General features: G+C 51.3%; 19 protein-coding genes. 12 read left to right on the top strand and 7 right to left on the bottom strand.

Annotation, left to right across the window (positions count from 1 at the left end):
* Positions 1–15: 15 nt before the first annotated feature.
* Positions 16–882 carry a glutathione-dependent disulfide-bond oxidoreductase gene (yghU, locus tag ACJHYR_RS04480; RefSeq protein ID WP_021564648.1) on the bottom strand — a complete coding sequence of 289 codons (867 nt, stop codon included), beginning with the start codon at positions 880–882 and terminating at the stop codon, positions 16–18.
* 204 nt (positions 883–1086) lie between these two features.
* Between yghU and gss the strand changes: the two genes are divergently transcribed.
* Together gss and pitB are read left to right on the top strand one after the other, a co-directional pair.
* A complete protein-coding gene (gene gss / locus ACJHYR_RS04475; protein WP_001309761.1) occupies positions 1087–2946 on the top strand; it encodes a bifunctional glutathionylspermidine amidase/synthase in 1860 nt (619 codons plus the stop codon).
* A gap of 291 nt (positions 2947–3237) precedes the next feature.
* Positions 3238–4737: an inorganic phosphate transporter PitB gene (gene pitB / locus ACJHYR_RS04470; protein ID WP_000933296.1), complete on the top strand. Its 1500-nt coding sequence runs from the start codon at positions 3238–3240 to the stop codon at positions 4735–4737.
* 48 nt (positions 4738–4785) lie between these two features.
* Here pitB and ACJHYR_RS04465 read toward each other — a convergent pair whose 3' ends face one another.
* The gene (locus ACJHYR_RS04465; protein ID WP_001190774.1) at positions 4786–5478 is read right to left on the bottom strand and encodes a dTMP kinase; all 693 of its coding nucleotides are present in this window, start codon (positions 5476–5478) and stop codon (positions 4786–4788) included.
* 173 nt (positions 5479–5651) lie between these two features.
* Between ACJHYR_RS04465 and ACJHYR_RS04460 the strand changes: the two genes are divergently transcribed.
* Genes ACJHYR_RS04460 through lptG form a run of 7 tightly spaced genes read left to right on the top strand, consistent with a single transcriptional unit; the run spans position 5652 to position 12123 of the window.
* Positions 5652–6365 (top strand): dTMP kinase, encoded by a 714-nt coding sequence (locus ACJHYR_RS04460; RefSeq protein WP_001076250.1) that lies wholly within the window; start codon positions 5652–5654, stop codon positions 6363–6365.
* Between the two features lie 31 nt (positions 6366–6396).
* Positions 6397–7155, top strand: a complete 759-nt coding sequence (locus tag ACJHYR_RS04455; RefSeq protein WP_000339529.1) for a hypothetical protein — start codon at positions 6397–6399, stop codon at positions 7153–7155.
* A gap of 45 nt (positions 7156–7200) precedes the next feature.
* A complete protein-coding gene (locus ACJHYR_RS04450) occupies positions 7201–8550 on the top strand; it encodes a lipopolysaccharide biosynthesis protein (protein ID WP_000896892.1) in 1350 nt (449 codons plus the stop codon).
* The gene (locus tag ACJHYR_RS04445) at positions 8550–9374 is read left to right on the top strand and encodes a hypothetical protein (RefSeq protein ID WP_000984964.1); all 825 of its coding nucleotides are present in this window, start codon (positions 8550–8552) and stop codon (positions 9372–9374) included. The genes ACJHYR_RS04450 and ACJHYR_RS04445 overlap by 1 nt, the downstream gene beginning before the upstream one ends.
* 11 nt (positions 9375–9385) lie before the next feature.
* Positions 9386–9946, top strand: a complete 561-nt coding sequence (locus ACJHYR_RS04440; protein WP_072837498.1) for a YtfJ family protein — start codon at positions 9386–9388, stop codon at positions 9944–9946.
* 30 nt (positions 9947–9976) lie between these two features.
* Positions 9977–11047 (top strand): LPS export ABC transporter permease LptF, encoded by a 1071-nt coding sequence (gene lptF / locus ACJHYR_RS04435; RefSeq protein ID WP_000779645.1) that lies wholly within the window; start codon positions 9977–9979, stop codon positions 11045–11047.
* Positions 11044–12123, top strand: a complete 1080-nt coding sequence (gene lptG, locus ACJHYR_RS04430) for an LPS export ABC transporter permease LptG (RefSeq protein ID WP_059327708.1) — start codon at positions 11044–11046, stop codon at positions 12121–12123. Before lptF ends, lptG begins: the two co-directional genes overlap by 4 nt.
* A 34-nt stretch (positions 12124–12157) precedes the next feature.
* Here lptG and spt read toward each other — a convergent pair whose 3' ends face one another.
* From spt to ACJHYR_RS04410, 4 genes are read right to left on the bottom strand one after another with little or no spacing between them, the layout of a single operon-like run.
* Positions 12158–13330 (bottom strand): serine palmitoyltransferase, encoded by a 1173-nt coding sequence (gene spt / locus ACJHYR_RS04425; RefSeq protein ID WP_000524929.1) that lies wholly within the window; start codon positions 13328–13330, stop codon positions 12158–12160.
* Positions 13330–13578, bottom strand: a complete 249-nt coding sequence (locus ACJHYR_RS04420) for an acyl carrier protein (RefSeq protein WP_000248097.1) — start codon at positions 13576–13578, stop codon at positions 13330–13332. Before ACJHYR_RS04420 ends, spt begins: the two co-directional genes overlap by 1 nt.
* A gap of 31 nt (positions 13579–13609) precedes the next feature.
* Complete coding sequence (locus ACJHYR_RS04415; RefSeq protein WP_072837499.1) at positions 13610–14524, bottom strand: NAD-dependent epimerase/dehydratase family protein; 915 nt, start codon at positions 14522–14524, stop codon at positions 13610–13612.
* Positions 14521–16245: a fatty acyl-AMP ligase gene (locus tag ACJHYR_RS04410; protein ID WP_001544942.1), complete on the bottom strand. Its 1725-nt coding sequence runs from the start codon at positions 16243–16245 to the stop codon at positions 14521–14523. The genes ACJHYR_RS04415 and ACJHYR_RS04410 overlap by 4 nt, the downstream gene beginning before the upstream one ends.
* Positions 16246–16616: 371 nt before the next feature.
* On the opposite strand from ACJHYR_RS04410, the gene yghO reads away from it, so the two are divergent.
* Positions 16617–17759, top strand: a complete 1143-nt coding sequence (yghO, locus tag ACJHYR_RS04405; RefSeq protein WP_001305975.1) for a protein YghO — start codon at positions 16617–16619, stop codon at positions 17757–17759.
* Between the two features lie 6 nt (positions 17760–17765).
* On the opposite strand, the gene glcC is transcribed toward yghO, so the two are convergent.
* Positions 17766–18530, bottom strand: coding sequence for a transcriptional regulator GlcC (gene glcC, locus ACJHYR_RS04400; protein ID WP_001308066.1), 765 nt, complete (start codon positions 18528–18530; stop codon positions 17766–17768).
* Between the two features lie 250 nt (positions 18531–18780).
* Between glcC and glcD the strand changes: the two genes are divergently transcribed.
* Both glcD and glcE read left to right on the top strand, forming a co-directional pair.
* Complete coding sequence (gene glcD / locus ACJHYR_RS04395; RefSeq protein WP_000026105.1) at positions 18781–20280, top strand: glycolate oxidase subunit GlcD; 1500 nt, start codon at positions 18781–18783, stop codon at positions 20278–20280.
* Positions 20280–21332 carry a glycolate oxidase subunit GlcE gene (gene glcE / locus ACJHYR_RS04390; protein WP_000943050.1) on the top strand — a complete coding sequence of 351 codons (1053 nt, stop codon included), beginning with the start codon at positions 20280–20282 and terminating at the stop codon, positions 21330–21332. Before glcD ends, glcE begins: the two co-directional genes overlap by 1 nt.

The raw sequence follows: 21332 nt of genomic DNA, 5'->3' as shown, positions 1-21332 counted from the left end.
GACGAACACCAACCCTTACCCCTGACGCTTATCTTCCGTATTCGTCTCAAAATCACTGGCGTCATGGCGCTCATGCAACTGCTCGTTCAGCGGCCCGTTGGTGCGGTTAACAATACGCCCACGCTTCACCGCCGGACGTTCGCCCACTTCTTTCGCCCAGCGTTGCACATGTTTATAACTGCCCGCATCAAGAAACTCAGCGGCATCATACACACCACCTAACACCACGTTGCCAAACCACGGCCAAATCGCCATATCCGCAATGGTGTACTCATCGCCCGCAACAAACTTATGCTGCGCCAGTTGCTTATCCAGCACGTCGAGCAGGCGCTTGGCTTCCATGGTAAAGCGATTGATGGCGTACTCAATTTTCACCGGCGCGTAATGGTAAAAGTGACCAAAACCACCGCCGAGAAACGGCGCAGCACCCTGTAACCAGAACAACCAGTTCATTGCTTCAGTACGCTTTGCCAGATCCTGCGGCAGGAAGTAGCCAAATTTCTCCGCCAGATAAAGCAGAATCGATCCAGACTCAAACACGCGGAGCGGCGGATTATGCGTATGATCGCGCAGCGCCGGGATCTTCGAGTTTGGGTTTACTTCGACAAAACCGCTGGAGAATTGATCGCCATCGCCTATGCGTATCAGCCAGGCATCGTACTCTGCGCCAGTAACGCCCAGCGCCAGCAGCTCCTCAAGCATAATCGTTACTTTCTGGCCGTTCGGCGTTCCCAGCGAATAGAGTTGTAAGGGGTGTTTGCCAACGGGCAGCGTTTTTTCATGCGTCGGACCAGAAACCGGGCGGTTGATATTGGCGAACGCGCCGCCGGCGGATTTGTCCCACGTCCAGACTTTCGCGGGCTGATAAGTATTGTCTGTCATAGTGAGTTGCCTTCTGAGTGGTAGTGTCGAAGCAGTGTAGCAGGTCACTTGCTGTACAGAATGTGAATTTTTTAACCCTTTGCGCCAGCCGCTGCGATGAGGTGTATGATTAGTCTGACCTCTGTCCGGTTAATGTCGCTGAGCAGGTAATCAGAGCACAACAATTACGCCAACTGCTTAGGTTGTATTGTTAAAGGTAAAGTGATGAGCAAAGGAACGACCAGCCAGGATGCCCCGTTCGGGACATTATTGGGCTACGCCCCAGGTGGGGTAGCAATCTACTCTTCAGATTACAGTTCTCTCGATCCGCAGGAATACGAAGATGACGCCGTATTCCGTAGCTATATCGACGACGAATATATGGGCCACAAATGGCAATGCGTTGAATTTGCTCGCCGTTTTCTCTTTCTGAATTACGGTGTGGTCTTCACTGACGTGGGTATGGCGTGGGAGATTTTCTCGCTGCGCTTCCTGCGTGAAGTGGTTAATGACAACATCCTGCCATTGCAGGCATTTCCTAATGGCTCGCCGCGTGCACCGGTCGCGGGCGCGCTTCTTATCTGGGATAAAGGCGGTGAATTTAAAGACACTGGCCATGTCGCCATCATTACCCAATTGCATGGCAACAAAGTCCGTATTGCGGAACAGAACGTGATTCATTCCCCGTTACCGCAAGGGCAACAGTGGACACGCGAGCTGGAGATGGTGGTCGAAAACGGCTGCTATACCCTTAAAGACACGTTTGATGACACCACCATTCTGGGCTGGATGATCCAGACGGAAGATACTGAATACAGCTTACCGCAGCCGGAAATTGCAGGCGAGCTGCTGAAAATCAGCGGAGCGCGCCTGGAAAACAAAGGTCAGTTTGACGGTAAATGGCTGGATGAAAAAGATCCGCTACAAAACGCCTATGTGCAGGCCAACGGTCAGGTGATCAATCAGGATCCGTATCATTACTACACCATTACCGAGAGTGCCGAGCAGGAGCTGATTAAAGCCACCAACGAACTGCACCTGATGTATCTTCACGCCACCGACAAGGTGCTGAAAGATGACAACCTGCTGGCGCTGTTCGACATTCCGAAAATCCTTTGGCCACGTTTGCGTCTCTCCTGGCAGCGTCGCCGTCACCATATGATCACCGGTCGTATGGATTTCTGTATGGACGAACGTGGCCTGAAGGTCTACGAATACAACGCCGATTCCGCCTCCTGTCATACCGAAGCGGGCTTGATCCTCGAACGTTGGGCGGAGCAGGGCTATAAAGGCAACGGCTTCAATCCGGCGGAAGGGCTGATTAACGAACTGGCTGGTGCCTGGAAACACAGTCGTGCACGTCCGTTTGTCCATATCATGCAGGACAAAGATATCGAGGAAAACTATCACGCGCAGTTTATGGAGCAGGCGCTGCACCAGGCGGGCTTTGAAACGCGTATCTTGCGCGGGCTGGATGAACTGGGCTGGGATGCTGCCGGGCAACTGATTGATGGGGAAGGGCGACTGGTTAACTGCGTGTGGAAAACCTGGGCGTGGGAAACCGCGTTTGATCAGATTCGTGAAGTTAGCGACCGTGAGTTTGCTGCGGTGCCGATCCGTACCGGTCATCCGCAAAATGAAGTGCGTCTTATCGACGTATTGCTGCGCCCGGAAGTGCTGGTCTTTGAGCCGCTGTGGACGGTGATCCCCGGCAACAAAGCGATTCTGCCGATCCTCTGGTCGCTGTTCCCGCACCATCGCTACCTGCTGGATACCGATTTCTCCGTGAATGATGAACTGGTGAAAACCGGTTATGCAGTGAAACCGATCGCTGGTCGCTGTGGTAGCAATATCGACCTGGTCAGCCATCATGAAGAGGTGCTGGACAAAACCAGCGGTAAATTTGCTGAGCAGAAAAACATCTATCAGCAACTGTGGTGTTTGCCGAAAGTGGACGGTAAATACATTCAGGTATGTACCTTCACCGTTGGCGGCAACTACGGTGGGACGTGTTTGCGCGGTGATGAATCACTGGTCATTAAAAAAGAGAGTGATATTGAACCGTTAATTGTGGTGAAAGAGTAATACATGTTGTAGCAACCCCGCACTGATTATGAAGAATAATCAGTGCGGGGATTAATCAAAATATTCAATATTTATATATTCAAATATTTATTCATTTCATGTGTGAATGTATTAACCAGTGGAATGCCTGTGTTTTGATTATTTCTAAAGGTTTTGAATGAATGCTTATTATCTGATACACAAGAAATAACACTCTTTTTATCGTTAAAAAATGATATTTCACTTTGCCCACGCCGTTAAAGTCACTGATAATGCGTCCGTTCGTAAATTCAAAATGGCGTAATCTAATATATGCTAAATTTATTTGTTGGCCTTGATATATACACGGGGCTTTTGTTATTACTTGCTCTGGCATTTGTGTTGTTCTACGAAGCAATCAATGGTTTTCATGATACGGCGAATGCGGTGGCAACCGTTATTTATACTCGTGCCATGCAACCACAACTTGCTGTGGTGATGGCGGCATTTTTTAACTTTTTTGGCGTATTGCTAGGCGGACTTAGCGTTGCCTATGCCATTGTCCATATGTTGCCAACCGATTTGTTGCTGAATATGGGGTCAACTCACGGCCTGGCGATGGTCTTTTCCATGCTGCTGGCGGCGATTATCTGGAACCTGGGAACGTGGTTCTTTGGTTTACCGGCCTCCAGTTCGCATACCTTGATTGGTGCGATTATCGGCATCGGTTTAACCAACGCGCTGTTAACCGGCTCATCGGTGATGGATGCGTTAAACCTGCGTGAAGTGACCAAAATTTTCTCCTCGCTGATTGTTTCCCCTATCGTCGGCCTGGTCATTGCGGGAGGCCTGATATTCCTGCTGCGCCGCTACTGGAGCGGGACGAAAAAGCGTGACCGTATTCACCGCATTCCGGAAGATCGCAAAAAGAAAAAAGGCAAACGTAAGCCACCATTCTGGACGCGTATTGCGCTGATTGTTTCCGCTGCGGGCGTGGCGTTTTCGCACGGTGCTAACGACGGGCAGAAAGGGATCGGCCTGGTGATGCTGGTACTTGTGGGGATTGCCCCTGCTGGCTTCGTCGTCAATATGAACGCGTCCGGCTATGAAATTACCCGTACCCGCGATGCCGTCACCAACTTCGAACACTACCTGCAACAGCATCCTGAACTGCCGCAGAAGTTGATTGCGATGGAACCTCCATTGCCTGCGGCATCGACTGATGGCACGCAAGTAACGGAGTTTCACTGTCATCCGGCAAATACCTTTGATGCGATTGCGCGCGTTAAAACGATGCTGCCAGGCAATATGGAAAGTTACGAGCCGTTAAGCGTGAGTCAGCGCAGCCAGCTGCGCCGCATTATGCTGTGCATCTCTGATACCTCCGCGAAGCTGGCGAAACTGCCAGGCGTCAGTAAAGAAGACCAGAACCTGCTGAAAAAACTGCGCAGCGATATGTTAAGCACCATTGAGTACGCTCCGGTGTGGATCATCATGGCAGTAGCTCTGGCGCTCGGCATTGGCACCATGATTGGCTGGCGTCGTGTAGCGATGACCATCGGTGAGAAGATTGGTAAGCGCGGCATGACGTATGCGCAAGGCATGGCGGCACAAATGACGGCGGCAGTGTCTATCGGCCTTGCCAGTTATATTGGGATGCCCGTCTCCACAACACACGTCCTCTCGTCTGCGGTAGCAGGGACGATGGTGGTGGACGGCGGTGGGTTACAGCGTAAAACGGTAACCAGCATCCTGATGGCGTGGGTGTTTACTTTACCGGCGGCGATTTTTCTTTCTGGTGGGTTGTACTGGATAGCATTGCAGTTGATTTAACCTTCCTGAAAATGCCCGGTCCTGGCGATCGGGCATTTCCATTTTTGACTAGTGATAACCACGCGCGGTCATAAAATCCGTAATCGCTTTTTCCGCATCAACCAGCACTTGTTCCAGCGGTTGATTGGCATCGATATCAACCAGTTGCGCGCCTCCAAAGGTTAACTGTGGCGTTATGGCTATCTTCCTTTCCAGCGATTCTCTTTTGTGGTCAGGCTTACGCGCGCAGGCCACGTCCAGATCGACATTGAGTTTGATGACCAGATCGGGCTTATGGCTCGCCATCCAGTGAAACGCTTTACGTTCCTGGCTTGCCAGCCATGAGACAAAACGACCACCTTCAACGTTAGGTGGGAACACCGTACCATCGTAAGCACCAGGAATTTGGTCCTGAGGATAACGGTCGGTTAGAACAATTAACCCGCGACGACGACAGGCAAGCATATGACGAAAGCGCAGTAAGCGACGGGCGACAAACGCTGTAATTACCAGCGCCGGAACAGGGCCAGGCAATTTTTTTGCTGTTTTCACCTGATTTCGTTCAATTGTTTTATGTAAGGATTTTCCCATCAACGGTAATTTTGTCACTGCACGACCGACATTTCCGGCCTGTTTTCCTAAATGAACTCTTTCGGCAGCACCATATTTTTCGACAACGGTAATGAGATGTTCACACACCGTTGACTTGCCTGAACCATCGCTACCAATAACGGCAATTAATGGAGGTGTTATTGACTGCATGAATATATCCTTTAATTTAAATATCCATTAAAAATATTTATTTGGTTAATATGTTTTTATGAAAGCGTAATTCAGGTCAATGTCACAATTAACCATTGTCACAATAAGGTTGAACGGATATTCTGAGCACGGACCACGTAATATTCAATACATTATTTGCTGCCGGGTTTTTCGTGAATCAACGTAATATGTCAATAATTAATTCCACGCCAGTGCGTGTTATTGCCATTGTAGGATGTGATGGTTCAGGTAAATCGACCCTCACGGCAAGCCTGGTAAATGAACTGGCAGCAAGAATGCCAACAGAACACATTTATCTCGGGCAATCGTCCGGGCGAATTGGCGAATGGATTTCACAGCTCCCTGTTATTGGCGCACCTTTTGGGCGTTATCTGCGAAGTAAAGCGGCACATGTGCACGAAAAGCCCTCAACACCGCCTGGCAATATTACTGCGCTGGTTATCTATCTGCTTTCCTGCTGGCGGGCGTATAAGTTTCGCAAAATGTTGTGTAAAAGCCAGCAAGGCTATCTGCTCATCACCGACCGCTACCCGCAGGTTGAAGTGCCGGGTTTTCGCTTTGATGGCCCGCAATTGGCAAAAACCACGGGCGGTAACGGTTGGATAAAAATGTTAAGGCAGCGCGAGCTGAAGCTGTACCAATGGATGGCGTCTTATTTGCCCGTATTGTTGATTCGTCTTGGCATTGATGAACAAACCGCGTTTGCGCGTAAACCTGACCACCAACTGGCAGCGTTACAGGAAAAAATCGCCGTTACGCCGCAACTGACATTCAATGGCGCAAAGATCCTTGAACTGGATGGTCGGCAACCAGCCGATGAAATTATGCAAGCGTCACTACGCGCAATTCACGCCGCGCTTTCCTGATCACCAAAATGGATAGGGGATGATTTAACGAATGGATGCACTACAAACACAAACTGTTAATAGTACAACCGCGCCGCAGCCCAACTACATTCCGGGGCTGATTGCGGTGGTCGGGTGTGATGGCACCGGTAAATCCACGCTGACCACCGACCTGGTGAAATCGCTGCAACAACACTGGCAAACCGAGCGCCGCTATTTGGGGCTGCTCTCCGGCGAAGACGGTGACAAAATCAAACGATTGCCGTTGGTTGGCGTCTGGCTCGAACGGCGACTGGCGGCCAAATCCTCGAAAACCCAAAGCATGAAAACCAAATCTCCAGCGCTATGGGCGGCGGTGATTATGTACTGCTTCTCGCTGCGAAGAATGGCGAATCTACGCAAGGTTCAGCGACTGGCGCAAAGTGGCGTTCTGGTGGTCAGCGATCGCTTCCCGCAGGCTGAAATTTCGGGCTTTTATTATGACGGACCGGGGATCGGCGTCGAACGTGCGACCGGGAAAATCAGCATGTTTCTGGCGCAGCGCGAACGGCGTTTATACCAACAAATGGCGCAATACCGTCCTGAATTAATCATTCGTTTGGGGATTGATATTGATACTGCCATCTCCCGCAAGCCTGACCATGACTATGCCGAGCTGCAGGACAAAATCGGCGTCATGTCGACGATTGGCTATAACGGCACAAAAATTCTTGAGATTGATTCCAGAGCGCCCTACAGCGAAGTGCTGGAACAGGCACAGAAGGCGGTTTCTCTGGTTGCCATCGTTTCTGACCGCCGAAGTTTAACTTAAGGCTGGCGGGATACTTTTTACTATCAACGATAAGGTCAGGCTGAATTGGCGGGTTTTAACATCAAACATTGGTTTGCAGATGGCGCGTTTCGCACCATTATTCGCAATAGCGCCTGGTTAGGCTCCAGTAATGTCGTGAGCGCTTTGCTGGGTCTGTTGGCGCTCTCGTGTGCCGGTAAAGGGATGACGCCCGCCATGTTTGGCGTACTGGTGATTGTGCAATCGTACGCCAAGTCGATCAGCGATTTTATTAAGTTTCAGACATGGCAGTTGGTGGTGCAGTACGGAACGCCAGCCTTGACCAACAATAATCCGCAGCAATTTCGCAATGTTGTCTCATTTTCCTTCTCGCTGGATATCGTCAGCGGCGCGGTGGCGATTGTCGGCGGCATTGCCTTACTGCCATTCCTTTCCCATTCATTAGGTCTGGATGACCAAAGCTTTTGGCTGGCGGCGCTCTATTGCACGCTCATTCCTTCAATGGCTTCCTCCACGCCGACCGGCATTCTGCGTGCGGTAGATCGCTTTGATTTGATTGCTGTACAGCAGGCGACGAAACCTTTTCTGCGCGCAGCGGGGAGCGTCGTAGCCTGGTATTTTGACTTTGGTTTTGCGGGTTTTGTTATTGCCTGGTACGTGTCGAATCTGGTTGGCGGCACCATGTACTGGTGGTTTGCCGCGCGCGAATTACGCCGCAGAAATATCCATAACGCCTTCAAATTGAATCTGTTTGAGTCTGCCCGACACATCAAAGGCGCGTGGAGTTTTGTCTGGTCAACCAACATTGCCCATTCCATCTGGTCGGCGCGTAATTCGTGCAGCACAGTGTTGGTGGGGATCGTGTTAGGACCCGCTGCCGCCGGGTTATTTAAAATCGCCATGACATTCTTCGACGCCGCCGGAACGCCAGCGGGTTTACTGGGTAAAAGTTTTTACCCAGAGGTGATGCGTTTAGATCCGCGCACCACCAGACCGTGGTTGTTAGGCGTGAAGTCCGGTTTACTGGCGGGCGGAATCGGTATTCTGGTGTCGCTCGCGGTGTTGATCGTCGGCAAGCCGCTCATTTCGCTGGTGTTTGGCGTTAAGTATCTCGAAGCGTATGACCTGATTCAGGTGATGCTGGGCGCAATTGTGATTTCGATGCTGGGCTTCCCACAGGAGTCATTGCTATTGATGGCGGGAAAACAGCGCGCTTTTCTCGTGGCGCAAACCATCGCCTCAATCGGCTACATCGTATTGCTGTTCATGTTCTGTCATCTATTTGGCGTGCTGGGGGCTGCATTTGCTTACTTCGGTGGGCAATGTCTGGATGTGGTGTTCTCGCTAATTCCGACCTTAAAGGCATTTTTTCAGCGCCATTCCTTGCTTTATAACGCAGCCGGAGAGAAATCCTGATGATGAGAAAATATTTCCCGCTTGAGGCGAGCGAGCGTCTATTTGTTGCGATTGAAGAAGATGATGTCGTTGATGCACAGGTCAGTTTGCCGCCGACTATCGCACTAAGTTGTACCACCGAAATCATCCATGATAATTACGCGTTATGCCTGAAATTCTGGCTGGATGGTGTTAATCGTCAGGAGCTACTGCGTTTAATCCGCAAACAGGCGAAAGGCGATGAGCTGACGACAGACGAGCGCAAAAAGTATAAATACATGCGAGCGCGCTACAAGCATCTGCGCTTTGCGCAACGGCTGTATTTAAAGAAGCATCAGGCCGGATTTTTATTCGGCAAAACGACCGTTTTTTTGGGGCGTTTTCAGGACGGCTTTCGTAACGGTAAGAAAAATATTGTGTCGTATTACGGCAACCTGTTACGGGTTTATTTAAGCTCTCCGGTCTGGTCGTTGGTGAACTATTCATTACGCCATAGCCAGTTAGAAAGCGTAAGCGGTTTTATTGCCTATCGGCAAAAGCAAATGCATACCCTGAAAGAGATAATTGCCAAACCGCGACTAACTGGCAGGGAATTTCATGATGTGCGAAAAATCATCAGCCAGCAGGTTTCTTATTACGACACCCTAAGATCGCTTGATCCTGAAAATAAAGAGGCGTTACAGATTTCCCGCTTCCTCGCCGCCATTAATGGCCTGATGGGGGATAAACACGACGACATGGTGGCGGATGATATGGAAAACCGCCAGTCGTATGATGCACCGATGGCGCTGGATAGCGATATTCGTCAGCGCTTAGAACTGCTGATTTCGCGTTTTCCGCTATAACCGGAGCAATGATGTCATCTCGTTTGATTATTGCGCTGATTATCATGCTCTTAGCCCCGGGTGTGCAGGCGCACAATTTCGTCACTGGTAAAACAGTTACCCCTGTTTATATCCAGGAAGGCGGCGAGCTGCTTCTGAATAGCGACGACGAAATTCACTACCAAAAGTGGAACAGCACACAGTTGGCGGGAAAAGTCCGCATTATTCAGTATATCGCCGGGCGTAAGTCGGCGAAGAAAAAGAACTCACTGTTAATTAAAGCGATTGAAGCGGCAAACTTTCCGCAGGATCGTTTTCAGCCCACCACCATTGTGAACACCGATGATGCCATCTTTGGTACCGGCTATTTTGTCGTTGGCAAAATCGAAAAAAATAAACGCCGCTATCCATGGGCGCAATTCGTTATTGACGGCAATGGACAGGGACGTGTTGCCTGGCACTTGCAGGAGCAGAGTTCAACCATTCTGGTGCTGAATAAATACGGGCAAATTCAGTGGGCAAAGGACGGCAGCCTGACGCCGGAAGAGGTAGATCATGTCATTGCGCTGGCGCAGAAACTGATCAATGAATAAAAAATTCAAAGGATTGAGGGCGTTAGCGAGATGAAGCTGGTTGAACACTACATCATGCGTGGTACGCGCCGTCTGGTGTTGATTATCGTCGGTTTTCTGATCTTTATTTTCGCCAGCTACTCCGCACAGCGTTATCTGACCGAAGCGGCAAATGGGACATTAGCTCTTGATGTTGTGCTGGATATCGTTTTCTACAAAGTGCTGATTGCACTGGAGATGTTGTTACCTGTTGGACTGTATGTGTCAGTTGGCGTGACGCTAGGGCAGATGTATACCGATTCGGAAATTACCGCTATTTCTGCGGCGGGGGGCAGTCCGGGACGCTTGTACAAAGCCGTTCTTTATCTGGCGATACCGCTAAGTATTTTTGTCACCCTTCTGTCGATGTATGGTCGTCCGTGGGCTTATGCGCAGATTTATCAACTGGAGCAACAGTCACAGTCGGAGCTGGATGTTCGCCAGTTGCGGGCAAAGAAATTTAACACTAACGATAACGGACGAATGATCCTTTCGCAGACGGTTGATCAGGATAATAATCGCCTGACTGACGCGCTGATTTATACTTCTACTGCCAATCGAACCCGCATTTTCCGCGCCCGTTCGGTTGATGTGGTTGACCCATCACCTGAGAAACCGACCGTTATGTTGCATAACGGGACCGCCTATCTTCTCGATCATCAGGGGCGTGACGACAACGAACAGATCTACCGTAATCTGCAATTACATCTGAATCCGCTGGATCAAAGCCCTAACGTCAAACGCAAAGCAAAATCGGTCACGGAGCTGGCGCGCTCCGCCTTTCCTGCCGATCATGCCGAACTGCAATGGCGACAAAGCCGTGGCCTGACAGCGTTGTTGATGGCGCTGCTGGCCATTTCATTAAGTCGGGTAAAACCGCGGCAAGGGCGATTTTCAACGTTATTGCCACTGACGTTGCTGTTTGTTGCCATTTTTTATGGCGGCGACGTCTGCCGTACGCTGGTGGCTAACGGCGCGATTCCCCTCATTCCTGGTTTGTGGTTAGTACCCGGACTCATGCTAATGGGCCTGCTGATGCTGGTCGCACGCGACTTCTCTTTGCTGCAGAAATTTTCCCGATGAATGTTTTCAGCCGCTATTTAATCCGTCATCTCTTTCTCGGTTTTGCCGCCGCCGCAGGGCTATTGCTGCCGCTTTTTACCACCTTCAACCTGATTAACGAACTGGATGATGTCAGCCCGGGCGGTTATCGCTGGACTCAGGCGGTGCTGGTGGTGCTGATGACCTTACCGCGCACACTGGTCGAACTTTCGCCGTTTATCGCCTTATTGGGAGGGATTGTCGGCCTGGGGCAACTATCGAAAAACAGTGAGCTTACCGCCATTCGCAGCACGGGGTTTTCTATCTTCCGTATTGCACTGGTGGCGCTGGTTGCCGGGATATTGTGGACTGTTTCGTTAGGCGCGATAGATGAGTGGGTGGCGTCGCCATTGCAGCAACAGGCGCTGCAAATCAAATCGACTGCCACTGCGTTGGGGGAGGACGATGACATTACCGGCAATATGCTGTGGGCCAGGCGTGGTAATGAATTTGTGACGGTGAAATCGCTGAACGAGCAGGGCCAGCCGGTGGGCGTGGAGATATTTCATTACCGCGACGATCTCTCGCTCGAATCCTACATTTATGCACGCAGTGCCACCATTGAAGACGACAAAACGTGGATCCTGCATGGTGTGAATCATAAAAAATGGCTGAATGGCAAAGAAACGCTGGAAACATTAGATAATCTTGCCTGGCAATCGGCCTTCACCAGTATGAATCTTGAAGAGTTATCAATGCCGGGCAATACTTTTTCTGTCCGTCAGCTTAATCATTACATCCATTATTTGCAGGAAACCGGGCAACCCAGCAGCGAATACCGCCTTGCACTGTGGGAAAAACTGGGGCAACCCATCCTGACCCTGGCGATGATTTTGCTGGCTGTGCCGTTTACCTTTAGTGCCCCGCGTTCGCCTGGGATGGGTAGCCGTCTCGCTGTAGGCGTCATCGTGGGCTTACTTACCTGGATCAGCTATCAAATCATGGTCAATCTGGGATTGCTATTTGCGTTGAGCTCACCTGTTACCGCGCTCGGTTTACCGATAGTGTTTGTGCTGGTGGCGTTGAGCCTGGTGTATTGGTATGACAGTCAACATTAAACCCGCCGTGGCGCAGCACCACAGCGGGCTCACATTACTGCTTCAGAGTAGCAAATGCCTGAATGATGGCATCGATTTGCTCACGACTGTGGGCAGCGTTTACGCTACAGCGCAGCAGCGTGATGCCTGCAGGCGCGGCAGGTGGCAGGATAAGATTCACATAAACGCCCAGCGAAATAAGCTCGCGCCAGATGCGTAAACCTTCCTCTTTCGAACCGATTATTACTGGCACTACCGGGCTAATATGTGAACTTAACTCATAACCCAGTTTTTGCAGACCGTCATACAGATGGTTGGCGTTATCCATCAGCTTTTGCCGCAGCTCTGGTTGTGAGGCAATGGTTCTTAACGACGAGCGCACGGTCGCAATGCAGGACGGAGAAGGAGAGGCGGTAAAAATATACGGGCGGCTGCCGTAGCGCAGCACTTCCATCGCTTCCGAACCGACAGCAAAACCGCCAATCGAGGCCAGACTTTTACTGAAGGTACCAACGATAATATCCACATCATCTTCAACGCCGACAGCTTCAGCCAGTCCACGCCCCGTTGCACCTAACACGCCAAACGAATGCGCTTCATCGACAATCAAATAACCACCGAGACGACGTTTGATATCAACAATTTCCGCCAGCGGCGCAACGTCACCGAGCATGCTGTAGATGCCCTCAACGATGATAATCGCCTCTTTCGCCCGTTCACCGAGGCGAACCATGCGCCGTTCCAGATCTTTAGCATCGTTATGGCGGAAACGAATAATTTCCGCGCCACCGAGAGAACAGGCGTCATAAATACTGGCGTGGCTGTCGGCATCCAGTAACACCACGGCGTTATGGTCGGCAAGTGCGCTGATGACGCCTAAATTAGCGGTATAACCGGTTGAAAAAACGATAGCGGTAGGGCGATTAAAAAACTCGGCGATCTCTTTCTCTAACGCCAGATGCGGCGCATAACTGCCGTTTGCCATACGAGAACCGGTGGTGCCGGTGCCTTGGGCCGCTAATGCTGCCTGACCTTCGGCGATGGCATCATGATTAAAGGTTAAACCGAGATAATTATTGGTCCCGGCCAGAATCACTTTTTTATTGCCGATCCGACCTTCGGTGGCGGAATACACTTCATCAATACAGGTGCCAAACGGTGTTAACCCGTTGTCACTAAATTGCAGTCGCTCGCCAGCAAGGCGCGCAAATTTATCGTATAGCCCCATTATTTATTCTCCAGCCATGGAAGTAGTGTTTCCATTAATTGCGCAGGGGTTTTGACATCCAGCAGAATATTAATAGGAATGGAAATATCGAATCTGTCTTCCAGCATCATTAAGAGATCCATCACTTTGATCGACTCCAGGCCAAGATCGTTGACGAGATCGCTGTCGGGCTTAATTTCCACACCGTTTTCGACCAAATCCTGTAAACAGGAAAGGATGTAATCCATTACTATTTCACGATTTACCATAGAAACGTTAACACACCTTTAAACAAGACAATCAAAATAGCCCGTTGCGTAATGCGTGTTCCAGGCTAATCCCGGGAAACCAATTAATATCTTCAGAAATACGGTTATTATTTGCCGACCAGTCGGCGTGGGTTAATTCACGGATTTTCGAGCGGGTCAGCATAGGTTCTTTACCTGCCAGGCGACTCAACGCGGTACTGATATCCGCAAGGCAGGTGAGTACCGACAGAGGAATACCAACCATTCGAACGGAACCGCAACGGGCGTCGGCGGCAAGCTGTCTTACGCGTTGCCAGTCATAGCCGCCGGCGACGCCATCGCATAATTCATAGGTTTGCGTCTGTACAGTTTCGGCGCTTAACCACTGCCCCACGGCTTGCGCGAAATCGGTGACGTGAAGAAAAGAGAGCTGTGTCTCTGGCGTGCCAAGTCGTGGCAGCAGGCCGCGCAGCATCCAGTCAAACAGCGGTTTTAACTCTTTATCGCCGGGACCATACACGGCTGTCGGGCGAAAAACGCCCAGCGTAATTTCATCAGCCATTGCAGTCAGCCGTTGTTCGGCGACGTGTTTGGAATTTGCGTACCAGGAGAGTTCGGGATGGCACGCCGCCAGCGAAGAGATAAACAGAAAACGTTGGCAAAAGCCGCTCTCTTTTGCCGCTTGCATCAGTCGCAGGCTGCCGTCAACGTTACAGCGGGTAAAAATCTCTTCTTTGTGCCCGCGCACTTGCCCGGCGCAATGGACCACCGCGCTGGCTCCGGCAACCAGTTCGCTAAGTGAATGAGTATCTTCCAGCGAACCGCGCACCCAGATGAGATTATCATTGACGTGAGCGCGGGCAGTACGCGTCAATGCGCGAACGTGAAAGCCGCGGGCGAGCAGGTTATCGATAATATATTTACCGATAAACCCGGTAGCGCCCGTCACCGCGACAGTTTGATTCATGCCAGGGATTCCTGCACATGAAGGCTTGCAGCATAAGCCTTCTGATAACGTTTTTTCGCTTCCGCACGGGCAGGCTTGCCGGAGGACGTTCGGGGAATACTGTGGGGCGGCAACAGATCGATAGCCGCGGTCACGCCAAATTCGCTTTGGATCCGTGCTGCCAGCGCGTGGATAAGCTGCCCGCGACGTTCTTCATCGCTGATCCGACACTGGATCTGCAAAATGATTTTTTCCTGGGCGGTAACAAAAGCAATCGCATCGCCAGAATGAATTTCCGGTTCCTGTTCCGCAATGTATTCAATATCCTGCGGCCAGATATTACGGCCACGAATAATAATCAGATCTTTAATGCGTCCGGTGACATACAGATAACCGTCCAGCAGATAACCGAGGTCGCCGGTGTCTAACCAGCCCGTCGCGGCAATCTCGTCTTGTGAAATCTGGTCGCCAAAGTAACCGCTCATCAGGCTAGGGCCGGAGATGCAAATATGGCCTACCACACGTTCCGCGACAGGTATACCTGCTTCATTGCGGATTTCAATGCCATGTTCCGGCAACGCTTTACCGCAGTTGACGAAAGTCGATACGGCGCGTGTTTCAGCATCCGGCGCGACGGCTTTGCCCTGATATTCAAGGATGTCGCGATCCACTTCGTTAACCACAACCCCGGAAGCTTCATCAGAGAAGCTGACAGCCAGCGCATTTTCTGCCAGTCCGTAGCACGGCATGAAAGTTTTATCGTCAAAGTTGACCTGACGGAAACATTCAGCGAATTGATGGAGTTGTTCTGCGGAGATGGGTTCTGCGCCAATACCAGCGACGCGCCAGCAGGAAAGATCCAGTTCAGCGAGATCTTTTTCATTCACGCGGCGCTGGCACAATTCATAGCCAAACGGCGGCGCAACGGAAACGGTGCCGCGATTTTTACTGATCAATTTAAGCCATTGCAGAGGACGCATGGCAAAATCCTGAGTGCGCAAATAATCTACTGAAAGCTGCGTGGCGACGGGGGTCAGGAGAAAGCCGACCAGTCCCATATCATGGTAGAAAGGCAGCCAGGAGACGCAGCGGTCGCCAGGGCGTAATTTAATGCCATCGTGGCTTATAGCACGTAGATTAGCCATCACTTCGCGATGGGTGATAATGACGCCACGGGGAAAACGGGTGCTGCCGGAGGTGTACTGGAGGTAGGCGATATCGTTCGGAACTGGACGCTGGAGCGCAACATCGGCTTCCGGTAATGCCTTAAACCAGGCGTGGCTTAAAACATGTAATTCGGGGTTGTTGTTATGCGTCGCGGCATTGACCAGCGGTAACCACTCATCACCAGTGATAATGGCTGCGGGCTGGCAACTTGCCAGTAAACCCTGCAGTTTGGCGCTCCAGGAATCCCGCTGACCGACGCCCATTGGAATCGCCAACGGGACGGCGACTAAGCCGGCATACTGGCAGGAAAAAAAAGCCTCTACAAACCCGCTACTCGTTTCGGCAATCAGCGCCACGCGATCGCCTTTTTTCAGGTTCAGCGATAACAACCGCTTCGCACCAGCTTCGGCACGCGCTTTTAACGTCTGATATTCCAGTTGATCTTCAAGTTGGCAACGTCTGTCATAAAAATTCATTCCGGCGCTACTCAGAGCGGCGTAGTCCAAAGCATCAACCAGCGTTGGAAAATCGGCATAGCGCATAGGTAGGGAATGCGTAAAGATTTTATTAGACATATACACCACGAAAAAATTGGATATCAAAAATAAAATGACAATAATGCGGTGGATTATATAGGCATAAAAGATAAATGAGATAGTATTTTCATCAGTGTGAAAATGAACATTGATTTAAATAATGAGTTTGAGTTTTTTTGTTTTTATTGTGAATGATATTTAATTTATGAATATATTAAGAAGAAGCCTTGTCCGGTCGCCTTAAATCGACAAAAGGCATTGAGGTGCTTCTGTGTAGTCTCTGATCTTATCTTAATTATTAATAAATACTATTTATTCTTTGTTTGTATTCATTGGGTTGATTATTAAGGTGCCGTTCGTTGCTGTTGCAACCTGTTTGTCACCGTTAATTATTTGTTACCCACAGAACTATGGAATGCGATCTGCTGATGATTAAAATTGAAAAAGTAATTAATAAAAATGACCTTAAGGCATTTATCGCTTTTCCGTCATCACTTTATCCCGACGATCCAAACTGGATACCCCCTTTATTCATTGAACGCAACGAGCATTTGTCTGCGAAAAATCCGGGGACGGACCATATCATCTGGCAGGCGTGGGTGGCAAAAAAAGCGGGGCAGATAGTTGGGCGTATTACCGCGCAAATAGATACCTTGCACCGCGAGCGTTACGGTGAAGATACCGGTCATTTCGGCATGATTGACGCCATTGATGATCCGCAGGTTTTTGCCGCGTTGTTTGGCGCAGCGGAAGCGTGGTTGAAGTCACAAGGAGCAAGTAAGATCAGCGGGCCTTTCAGCCTGAATATCAATCAGGAAAGCGGATTACTGATTGAAGGTTTCGATACACCACCCTGTGCGATGATGCCGCACGGTAAACCGTGGTATGCCGCGCATATTGAACAATTGGGTTATCACAAAGGCATTGATTTACTGGCGTGGTGGATGCAGCGAACCGATCTCACTTTCTCTCCGGCGCTAAAAAAACTGATGGATCAGGTGCGTAAGAAGGTGACCATTCGCTGCATCAATCGCCAGCGGTTTGCCGAAGAGATGCAGATCCTGCGTGAGATTTTCAACTCTGGCTGGCAGCAAAACTGGGGATTTGTGCCGTTTACCGAACATGAATTCGCGACCATGGGCGATCAACTTAAATATCTGGTGCCGGACGATATGATCTACATCGCTGAGATTGATTCTGCACCCTGCGCGTTTATTGTCGGCTTGCCAAACATCAACGAGGCGATTGCCGATCTGAACGGATCGCTCTTTCCCTTCGGCTGGGCAAAATTGCTGTGGCGTTTAAAAGTCAGCGGTGTGCGAACTGCGCGAGTACCGCTGATGGGCGTGCGGGACGAGTATCAGTTTAGCCGCATCGGCCCGGTGATTGCGCTGTTATTGATTGAAGCCTTACGCGATCCGTTTGCCCGCCGGAAGATCGATGCGCTGGAAATGTCATGGATCCTCGAAACCAATACAGGCATGAATAACATGCTGGAACGCATTGGGGCGGAGCCGTACAAGCGTTACCGATTGTATGAAAAGCAGATTTAATACCAGCTAACTCTGGTTCATCTCCAGCGGCACCGCCGAGCGAATCAAATGGTGGCCTTCCAGCTCGATATCGTGGAGATTCTTTTTCACGGTCCGCACATGATCGCGTGCTGCGCGCTGGGCGACGTGCGGCAGCCGCTGCAACACCGCGTTGTAGATCCGCGCATGCTGGCGATCGATCTGCTTTTTTTGCTGTGGTCGATGGTAGAGATTATTTACGCTGGCAAACACTGAATTAAACATCAGGTCGGTCAATGATTGCAGTGTAAACACCAACACCTGATTGTGAGAAGCCTGACAAATGGCGAGATGGAAAGCGTGATCCAACTGCGCATGTTCGATCAGCGAAATCTCTTTGTTGTTCTCACTGGCGGCGAGCATTTTTTCATAACAGCGGGTTATCACAACAAAATCAGCCTGCGTTCCCAGCGTTGCCGCCAGCCTTGCCGATTCGCCCTCCAGCAATGCGCGAACGTCGAGCAGATCATACAGCGTTCGCGGCTGCGTGCTGAACAGATGAATTAGCGGGCTGGTGTCCTGCACCCGATTAAGCCGTGCGACACGAGAATCGCGACCCTGCGCCGTTTCAATAATCCCGCGCCCGCGCAGCACGGTCAGCCCTTCACGCAGTGCGGAGCGTGAGAAGCCGAGCTTTTCACACAGTCGACGTTCCGAGGGAAGCGGCTGACCGACCTTCAGTACGCCGTCGATAATTAACCGTTCGATACTCTCTGCAACCACTTCGCAAATAGGGCGACGTTCATCTTTCATTCCCGGACCTCGTGCACAGGTAGGACCAATTTTTCTGTTCTTGACTCGCAAAACACGCACATCACGTAAGTGATTATGTTACATCAATTTAACATTAAATTAACCAAGACAAGGTCACAGAGCTGGAAAAAAAATGGTCTGACCGGTAGCTAAAGAGATAGACGAAAACGAAAAGCCCGCTTAATAACTGTTCACAGAAGCAGCGCGCAAAAATCAGCTGCCACACAACACAACAAAGCGAAGCCTACTCATGAGCATCTTGTACGAAGAGCGTCTTGATGGCGCTTTACCCGATGTCGACCGCACATCGGTACTGATGGCACTGCGTGAGCATGTCCCTGGACTGGAGATCCTGCATACCGATGAGGAGATCATTCCTTACGAGTGTGACGGGTTGAGCGCGTATCGCACGCGTCCATTACTGGTTGTTCTGCCTAAGCAAATGGAACAGGTGACAGCGATTCTGGCTGTTTGTCACCGCCTGCGTGTACCGGTGGTGACCCGTGGTGCAGGCACCGGGCTTTCTGGTGGCGCGCTGCCGCTGGAAAAAGGTGTGTTGTTGGTGATGGCGCGCTTTAAAGAGATCCTCGACATTAACCCCGTTGGTCGCCGCGCGCGCGCGCAGCCGGGCGTGCGTAACCTGGCGATCTCCCAGGCCGTTGCGCCGCATAATCTCTATTACGCGCCGGATCCTTCCTCACAAATCGCCTGTTCAATTGGCGGCAATGTGGCGGAAAATGCCGGTGGCGTCCACTGCCTGAAATATGGTCTGACCGTACATAACCTGCTGAAAATTGAAGTGCAAACGCTGGACGGCGAGGCGCTGACGCTGGGATCGGACGCGCTGGATTCGCCTGGTTTTGACCTGCTGGCGCTGTTCACCGGATCGGAAGGTATGCTCGGCGTGACCACCGAAGTAACGGTGAAGCTGTTGCCGAAGCCGCCCGTGGCGCGGGTTCTGTTAGCCAGCTTTGACTCGGTAGAAAAAGCCGGACTTGCGGTTGGTGACATCATCGCCAATGGCATTATCCCCGGCGGGCTGGAGATGATGGATAACCTGTCGATCCGCGCAGCGGAAGATTTTATTCATGCCGGTTATCCCGTCGACGCCGAAGCGATTTTGTTATGCGAGCTGGACGGCGTGGAGTCTGACGTACAGGAAGACTGCGAGCGGGTTAACGACATCTTGTTGAAAGCGGGCGCGACTGACGTCCGTCTGGCACAGGACGAAGCAGAGCGCGTACGTTTCTGGGCCGGTCGCAAAAATGCGTTCCCTGCGGTAGGACGAATCTCCCCGGATTACTACTGCATGGATGGCACCATCCCGCGCCGCGCCCTGCCTGGCGTACTGGAAGGCATTGCCCGTTTATCGCAGCAATATGATTTACGCGTTGCCAACGTCTTTCATGCCGGAGACGGCAACATGCACCCGTTAATCCTTTTCGATGCCAACGAAACCGGTGAATTTGCCCGCGCGGAAGAGCTGGGCGGGAAGATCCTCGAACTCTGCGTTGAAGTTGGCGGCAGCATCAGTGGGGAACATGGCATCGGGCGCGAAAAAATCAATCAAATGTGCGCCCAGTTCAACAGCGATGAAATCACGACCTTCCATGCGGTCAAGGCGGCGTTTGATCCCGATGGTTTGTTGAACCCTGGGAAAAACATTCCCACGCTACACCGCTGTGCTGAATTTGGTGCCATGCATGTGCATCACGGTCATTTACCTTTCCCTGAACTGGAGCGTTTCTGATGCTACGCGAGTGTGATTACAGCCAGGCGCTGCTGGAGCAGGTGAATCAGGCGATTAGCGATAAAACGCCGCTGGTGATTCAGGGCAGCAATAGCAAAGCCTTTTTAGGTCGTCCTGTCACCGGGCAAACGCTGGATGTGCGTTGTCATCGCGGCATTGTTAATTACGACCCGACCGAGCTGGTGATAACCGCTCGTGCCGGAACGCCGCTGGTGGCGATTGAAGCGGCGCTGGAGAGCGCCGGGCAAATGCTCCCCTGCGAGCCACCACATTATGGTGAAGAAGCTACCTGGGGCGGGATGATCGCCTGCGGGCTGGCGGGGCCGCGTCGCCCGTGGAGCGGTTCGGTCCGCGATTTTGTCCTCGGCACGCGCATCATTACCGGCACTGGAAAACATCTGCGTTTTGGTGGCGAAGTGATGAAAAACGTTGCCGGATACGATCTCTCACGGTTAATGGCCGGAAGCTACGGTTGTCTGGGTGTGCTCACTGAAATCTCGATGAAAGTGTTACCGCGACCACGCGCCACCCTGAGTCTGCGTCGGGAAATCAGCCTGCAAGAAGCCATGAATGAAATCGCCCAGTGGCAACTCCAGCCATTACCCATTAGTGGCTTATGTTACTTCGACAATGCGTTGTGGATCCGCCTTGAGGGCGGCGAAGGATCGGTAAAAGCAGCGCGTGAACTGCTGGGTGGCGAAGAGGTTGCGGGTCAGTTCTGGCAGAAATTGCGTGAACAACAACTGCCGTTCTTCTCGTTACCAGGTACCTTATGGCGCATTTCCTTACCCTGCGATGCGCCGATGATGGATTTACCCGGCGAGCAACTGATCGACTGGGGCGGGGCGTTACGCTGGCTGAAATCGACAGCCGAGGACAATCAAATCCATCGCATCGCCCGCAACGCTGGCGGTCATGCGACCCGCTTTAGTGCCGGAGATGGTGGTTTTGCCCCGCTACCGGCTCCTTTATTCCGCTATCACCAGCAGCTTAAACAGCAGCTCGACCCTTGCGGCGTGTTTAACCCCGGTCGCATGTACGCGGAACTTTGA

The organism is Escherichia sp. WS1450 (genome assembly GCF_046487395.1).
Classification (GTDB): Bacteria; Pseudomonadota; Gammaproteobacteria; order Enterobacterales; family Enterobacteriaceae; genus Escherichia; species Escherichia coli.
The sequence above is the reverse complement of the archived record's forward strand: the minus strand, read 5'-3'. Positions and strand labels throughout refer to the sequence as shown.

Excerpts from the sequence above, each read along its gene's own strand:
- lptG (WP_059327708.1), top strand. The coding sequence starts at position 11,044 with ATGAATGTTTTCAGCCGCTATTTAATCCGTCATCTCTTTCTCGGTTTT.
- ACJHYR_RS04420 (WP_000248097.1), bottom strand. The coding sequence starts at position 13,578 with ATGGTAAATCGTGAAATAGTAATGGATTACATCCTTTCCTGTTTACAG.
- glcE (WP_000943050.1), top strand. The coding sequence starts at position 20,280 with ATGCTACGCGAGTGTGATTACAGCCAGGCGCTGCTGGAGCAGGTGAAT.
- glcD (WP_000026105.1), top strand. The coding sequence starts at position 18,781 with ATGAGCATCTTGTACGAAGAGCGTCTTGATGGCGCTTTACCCGATGTC.
- ACJHYR_RS04465 (WP_001190774.1), bottom strand. The coding sequence starts at position 5,478 with ATGCAGTCAATAACACCTCCATTAATTGCCGTTATTGGTAGCGATGGT.
- gss (WP_001309761.1), top strand. The coding sequence starts at position 1,087 with ATGAGCAAAGGAACGACCAGCCAGGATGCCCCGTTCGGGACATTATTG.
- spt (WP_000524929.1), bottom strand. The coding sequence starts at position 13,330 with ATGGGGCTATACGATAAATTTGCGCGCCTTGCTGGCGAGCGACTGCAA.
- lptF (WP_000779645.1), top strand. The coding sequence starts at position 9,977 with ATGAAGCTGGTTGAACACTACATCATGCGTGGTACGCGCCGTCTGGTG.
- pitB (WP_000933296.1), top strand. The coding sequence starts at position 3,238 with ATGCTAAATTTATTTGTTGGCCTTGATATATACACGGGGCTTTTGTTA.
- glcC (WP_001308066.1), bottom strand. The coding sequence starts at position 18,530 with ATGAAAGATGAACGTCGCCCTATTTGCGAAGTGGTTGCAGAGAGTATC.
- ACJHYR_RS04415 (WP_072837499.1), bottom strand. The coding sequence starts at position 14,524 with ATGAATCAAACTGTCGCGGTGACGGGCGCTACCGGGTTTATCGGTAAA.
- yghO (WP_001305975.1), top strand. The coding sequence starts at position 16,617 with ATGGAATGCGATCTGCTGATGATTAAAATTGAAAAAGTAATTAATAAA.
- ACJHYR_RS04440 (WP_072837498.1), top strand. The coding sequence starts at position 9,386 with ATGTCATCTCGTTTGATTATTGCGCTGATTATCATGCTCTTAGCCCCG.
- yghU (WP_021564648.1), bottom strand. The coding sequence starts at position 882 with ATGACAGACAATACTTATCAGCCCGCGAAAGTCTGGACGTGGGACAAA.
- ACJHYR_RS04445 (WP_000984964.1), top strand. The coding sequence starts at position 8,550 with ATGATGAGAAAATATTTCCCGCTTGAGGCGAGCGAGCGTCTATTTGTT.
- ACJHYR_RS04410 (WP_001544942.1), bottom strand. The coding sequence starts at position 16,245 with ATGTCTAATAAAATCTTTACGCATTCCCTACCTATGCGCTATGCCGAT.
- ACJHYR_RS04455 (WP_000339529.1), top strand. The coding sequence starts at position 6,397 with ATGGATGCACTACAAACACAAACTGTTAATAGTACAACCGCGCCGCAG.